Genomic DNA, 5,608 nt, shown 5'->3' on the forward strand with positions numbered 1-5,608 from the left:
ATCCCCATGACCGTCGCGAGCAGTACACCCAGGACATGAACGCGTGCGCGACCCAGATCAAGGCGGGGCAGCCGACCACAGCCTGTTCGCCCGACGTCGCCGCTCAGGCGCAGGCAATCGCCACGGACTCCGCCGCGGTGGCTGCGGCGACGAAGGACACGGCACATCCCGCAGGTCAGGACATCGTGTACTGGATCGCACCGGAAAACGGCGCCAAGAAGTCCTCGGAGCCGCATGTTTTCCATCTCTGCGCAGGCGTGAGTCCGCTGAAGGACAAGACCGTGAATAGTGGCTCCGTGACGGAGGCCTACGCGCAGAACGCCGTCCGCATCACGAAGCAGATCGATATGGAACAGAAGCAGTGCGGGTTCACCGCCACAACCAGCACCAACTGAACCCGCCTGCTGCGCTCGATCGCGTCCAGCCGTTTGGTCTGGTCGAGAGGGATGGCGCGCAAGCCCAGGCTCAGTATTGACTCGCCGAAGCAACGCCAAATGCCAGGATTGCCCGGCTGGCCATTATTGTCCAACTGCAAACCTATACGCGGCGGGCAATGACTGGGCGTCTTACGCACGGCAGCTTCCGGCCTGAGCGCTTCGAATGGAGAATGACGTTGATGCGGCGCGAAGCGGCCGTTCACGTCGCGCCGTCCGCAAGTCAAATTCGGATCACGAGGAGAATCCCCGCCGCTACTCCTCGTTCCGCTTCTGCGCGATGATATCGAGCCGCTCGCGGTCGGAGCGTTCGCGCTCGTCGCGGTTGCGCACGTCCTTGTAGGCGCGTTCGACCATGTTGGTGCGTGCGGTCGCGGCGGCGATGAGGCTGGCTTCCTGCTTCGCGCTTGCCAGGTTCGCCTCCTGGCGGACGACGGCCTGGGCAATGCGGCGGTGGTAGAGATCGGGAAACAGGGCGGAAAGCGAATCGGCTTGGTCGAAATGGCCGACCAGCTCCCTGGCTTCGGCCTCGGCGGCACTGGCTGCGGCGACGAACGTGGCGTGGCGGGTTTCGTGCAGCGCCTTCAGCTGTTCCTGCACCTTGACCAATTTCTTCAGGCGGTCCCTGCGGATGCTCATCGTCATCTCGCCAATGTCAGGTCGACAAAGCCGTCGACGAACAGCGACAGCATGGTGCCGACGGCGAAATAGAAGATGATCATGCCGCCGGCGATGATGAAGGGCTGGGAGATGAAATAGATCGGGATCTGCGGCGTTAGCTTGTTGACGAAGCCGATCGTCAGATTGACGAGGATGGCATAGGCGACGAACGGGCTGCCGAGGCGGATGACCAGGAAGAACGTGTCCGACACCGTGTCGGTGACATCGACGAGAGCGGCCTGCGGGTTGAAGAAGATGTTGACCGGCGCGACCGTGTAGGACGACACCAGCGCGCGTATTATCTCGTGGTCGAAATCGAAGACGAACAGCATCAACAGCGCCGAAAACGAGATGATGGCGGCAAGGGCTGCTTGGGGTTCGGGCTCCTCGATCGCCGGTCCGCCGGTGCCGCCATAGCCGATCAGCATGGCGATGGCCGAGCCCATGAAGCGCAGGGCTTCCATGTAGAGCCTGGTCATGGCGCCGATCAGGCCGCCGACCAGAAGTTCCGAGATGATCATCGGCACCAGGATCTGCGGACGCGGATCGACGAAGGGAAAGATCTTGTCCCACAGGAAGGCGAGCAGGCCGCCGGTGGCGGCGACCGCGACGAACAGCCTGACCTGGACCGGAACGCGGGCGCTGGACAGGCCGGGCATCAGCATGAAGCAGGCGCCGATGCGGCAGAAGGCGAGGAACGCCGCGATGACGACGCCTTGCGAAAGCACGCTCACGATATGGTTCCGAGCACCCTGATCTCGACGCCCTTGGCGATCTCGACGTGGCTGAGCACCGGCAGCGTGGTGAACAGCCGCTCGATGATCATGCGCACATAGGGGCGGGCGTCGGGTGCGGTGACGAGCACGAAACGCTCGCCGGCTTCCAGATATTTCTTGATCGCCTTGGTGGCGTCCTGGCCGAACTCTTCGAGCTGGCGTGGGTCGATGTCGAACTCGCGCACCTCGCCCTTGGCGTCGCGCTTGAGGCTCTGGTGGAAGGCGAGGTCCCAGCGGTTGCCGAGGCGCAGCACCTTCAGCACACCGCCCTCGGAGAGGTCGCCGCAGATCTGCTGGGCCATGCGGATGCGGACATGCTCGACGATCTGCTCGGTGCGGCGCACATGCGGCGCGATCTCGGCGATCGCCTCGATGATCAGATGCAGATTGCGGATCGAGACGCGCTCGGCGAGCAACAGCTTCAGCACCGCCTGCAGGCCGGGGTAGGAGATGTGCGTGGTGCAGATCTCGTCGGCGAGCTTGCGGTACTCCTGGTCCTGGCGTTCGAGCAGCGCCTTCATGTCCTTGTAGGACAGAAGCTGCGGCAGGTTGTTGCGGATGACCTCGGAGAGATGGGTGAGCAGCACCGACATGTTGTCGGCGAAGGTGTAGTTCTCGCGCTTCAAATCCTCGGCGAAGGCTTCGACCACCGAATAGGCGCGCATGCCGAAAGCCGGCTCGCGGATTTCCTCGCCTGGTATTTCGGGGATGTCGCGGTTGCCGAGCAGCACCATGATCTCGCCGACGCGCATCTGGTATTCGGCCACCACGGTGCCGTGCACCTTGATCTGGTAGCTCTTCGGCGGGATGGCGAAATCGTCGGCGACACGCACTTCCGGCACCACGAAACCGTATTGCGTGGCGAATTTCTTGCGCATCTTGCCCATGCGGAAAACCAGTTCCTGATGCGACGTCAGCAGCCTTGTCGACAGCTGCTTGCCGATCAAAAGCTCGATCTCGGCGGTGGCGAGCGAGGCCTTGACCGAATTCTTCTCCTCCTCGACCTTGGTCGCCTTTTCCTGATCCTTGATCGCCTCGGCTTCGGCGATGGCGCGGTTGGCGCGCATCGGGATGATATAGCCGAGGCCGGCCATGCCGGCAGCGAGCGCGAAGAACGGGAACAGCGGCAGGCCGGGCATCAGGCCGAGCAGAACCAGCAGCGATGCCGCGACGTAGAGGGCGCGCGGATGAGCGCCGAGCTGGCCGAACACCGCCTGGTTGGTCGAGCCGCGGGTGCCGCCCTTGGAGACGAGCAGGCCGGCGGCGAGCGACACGATCAACGCCGGGATCTGGGTGACGAGGCCGTCGCCGACCGACAGCTTGATGAACACGTCGGCGGCTTCGCCCATGCCCATGCCGTGCCTGATATAGCCGATGGCGATGCCGCCGACGATGTTGATGGCGGTGATGATGAGGCCGGCGATGGCGTCGCCGCGGACGAATTTCGAGGCACCGTCCATCGAGCCGAAGAAGGAGGATTCCTCTTCCAGTTCGCGACGCCGAAGCTGTGCGGTCTTGTCGTCGATCATGCCGGCGGAGAGGTCGGCGTCGATCGACATCTGCTTGCCGGGGATGGCGTCCAAGGTGAAGCGCGCGCCGACTTCGGCGATACGCGTGGCGCCCTTGGTGATGACGATGAAGTTCACCACGATCAGGATCATGAAGACGATCAGGCCGATGACGAAGTCGCTGGCCATAACCAGCTTGGAGAAGCCGGCAATGACGTAGCCGGCCGCGTGCGTGCCCTCATTGCCGTGCGACAGGATCATGCGCGTGGTGGCGATGTTGAGCGACAGCCTGAGCATGGTGGCGATGAGCAGCACGGTCGGGAACGACGAGAAATCGAGCGGCCGCTGGATCCACAGCGCCACCATCAGGATCAGCACCGAAAGCGCGATCGAGAAGGCGAGGCCGATGTCGATGAGAAAGGCCGGGATCGGCAGGAACAGCACGGCCAGGATGATGACGATGCCAATGGCAAAGAAGACGTCGCGGCCATTCTTGGCCACCGCGCCGGGCTGAATGCTTTCGCTGATCGCCATGTCGTCCCCAAATTCGAAGCCTGCCGAGCGCGCGACAGCCCTGCGAGGGTAGCCCGCCAAGCTTGCGCGAGGGTGGGAGACTGGCTAGTTCGAACGATCATGCGCAGATGGCCGTACGGGCCGGCTTCGCAAGGAAGGGAAAACCCATGCTTCTGATCACCGGCACCATCCGCTTGCCGCCAGACAAATTGGAGGAGGCCAAGCCCGCCATGGAACGCATGGTTTCAGCCAGCCGCGCGGAGCCCGGTTGTCTCCAGTATTCCTATGCGCAGGATGTTTTCGATGCCGGGCTCATTCGGGTCACGGAAGTCTGGAGCGACAGAGCAGCGCTCGACGCGCATTTTGCCTCGCCGCACCTTGCCGACTGGCGCGCGAGCTGGCCAGCACTTGGCATAGGCGAGCGCAATCTCGTGCTCTATGAAGCCGGCGAGCCCATGCCGACCTGATCGATTCGCCGGCGGCTCCTCGCCGGTCGCCGGCGAGCGTCGTTGCGTTCCAGCCAAGGGCAGCAAGGACCGCAACCGGCCGGTCCATGCCACAATGGCGCCTTGTCTGTCGCCATTGTGGTTGCCATGCCGTGTCGCCGGGCGTATCAGGCGGGCTTTCCACTGCCTTTTGTGATGTCGGCGAGCCGCCCCGGTGCTTTCCAGAAACCAACCGCAAGTTTATGCACGCCGGCTGCGCGCGGTGCTGATCAGGTCGTTGCCGCTGCTCGAGGCGCGCGGCATCGCAGTGGTCATTCTGGCCGGCGTCGTAGGCGTCATGGCGGGCATATTGGTCACGGCGATGAGCCAGATCGTGCAGGACCTGCACGGGCTGTTGTTCGGCGTCCAGCCCGGCGGCCGGCTTTCCGGCATGTTCTCGCTCGCCAATCCGATGCAAGCGCTGGTACCGGCGATCGGCGGCATCCTGCTTGGGCTGACGGTGGTCTGGCTCAGGATACGGAAATTCCGCACGCCGATCGACCCGATCGAAGCCAATGCGCTCTATGGCGGGCGCATGTCGCTGACCGACACCTTCATCATTGCCGGCCAGACGATGATCTCCAGCGGTTTTGGCGCCTCGGTCGGGCTGGAAGCCGGCTACACGCAGGTCGGCTCCGGCCTGGCCTCGCGGCTGGCGGGCATCTTCCGGCTGCGCCGCAACGATGTCCGCATCCTGGTCGGCTGTGGTGCCGCCGGCGCCATCGCCGCCGCCTTCGATGCACCGCTGACCGGCGCCTTCTACGGCTTCGAACTGGTCATCGGCATCTACTCGGTCGCCAATGTCGCGCCTGTCATGACCGCCGCGATCTCAGCCTCGCTGACCGCCGAAATGTTCGGCGGCGTGCCGTTTCCGCTTGAGCTTTCGGGCCTGCCGGCGCTCACCGCCAGCCAGTATGTGCCGTTCCTGCTGCTCGGGCTGCTCGGCGGTGCCGCCTCGATCGCCATCATGCATCTGGTGACGCTGATCGAGCGCGGTTTCGCCAGGCTGTCGATCGATGCGTCGCTGCGCCCCGTCATTGGCGGCGTCATCGTTGGCTTGTTGGGGCTGATCACGCCGCAGGTCCTGTCCAGCGGCCATGGTGCGCTGCATCGCGAATTCTCGATGAATTACGGGCTGGCCGTGGTGGCCAGCGTCTTTGTGCTCAAGCTGGCGGCATCGGCGGTTTCTCTGGGATCGGGCTTTCGCGGCGGATTGTTCTTCGCCTCGCTGT

At 64.0% G+C, this 5,608-nt stretch carries 5 protein-coding genes and 1 pseudogene; 3 read left to right on the forward strand and 3 right to left on the reverse strand.

Annotated elements, in window-relative coordinates; translation table 11 throughout:
• Positions 1 to 395, forward strand: a pseudogene (locus EN935_RS20045) (hypothetical protein); the annotation flags it as partial.
• Between the two features lie 294 nt (positions 396 to 689).
• Here the strand turns inward: EN935_RS20045 and EN935_RS20050 are convergent.
• Genes EN935_RS20050 through flhA form a run of 3 tightly spaced genes read right to left on the reverse strand, consistent with a single transcriptional unit; the run spans position 690 to position 3,912 of the window.
• A complete protein-coding gene (locus EN935_RS20050; RefSeq protein WP_109659344.1) occupies positions 690 to 1,073 on the reverse strand; it encodes a hypothetical protein in 384 nt (127 codons plus the stop codon).
• A gap of 2 nt (positions 1,074 to 1,075) precedes the next feature.
• Complete coding sequence (gene fliR, locus EN935_RS20055) at positions 1,076 to 1,828, reverse strand: flagellar biosynthetic protein FliR (protein WP_109659346.1); 753 nt, start codon at positions 1,826 to 1,828, stop codon at positions 1,076 to 1,078.
• Positions 1,825 to 3,912, reverse strand: coding sequence for a flagellar biosynthesis protein FlhA (gene flhA, locus EN935_RS20060; RefSeq protein WP_109659348.1), 2,088 nt, complete (start codon positions 3,910 to 3,912; stop codon positions 1,825 to 1,827). Before flhA ends, fliR begins: the two co-directional genes overlap by 4 nt.
• A 146-nt stretch (positions 3,913 to 4,058) precedes the next feature.
• Here flhA and EN935_RS20065 point away from each other — a divergent pair, with 146 nt between their 5' ends.
• Positions 4,059 to 4,358 (forward strand): putative quinol monooxygenase, encoded by a 300-nt coding sequence (locus EN935_RS20065; protein ID WP_127265532.1) that lies wholly within the window; start codon positions 4,059 to 4,061, stop codon positions 4,356 to 4,358.
• Positions 4,359 to 4,551: 193 nt separating this feature from the next.
• The coding region (locus tag EN935_RS20070) for a chloride channel protein (RefSeq protein ID WP_164771217.1) at positions 4,552 to 5,608 on the forward strand (1,057 nt) is incomplete at its 3' end.

This window comes from Mesorhizobium sp. M7D.F.Ca.US.004.03.1.1, assembly GCF_003998635.1.
GTDB lineage: Bacteria > Pseudomonadota > Alphaproteobacteria > Rhizobiales > Rhizobiaceae > Mesorhizobium > Mesorhizobium loti.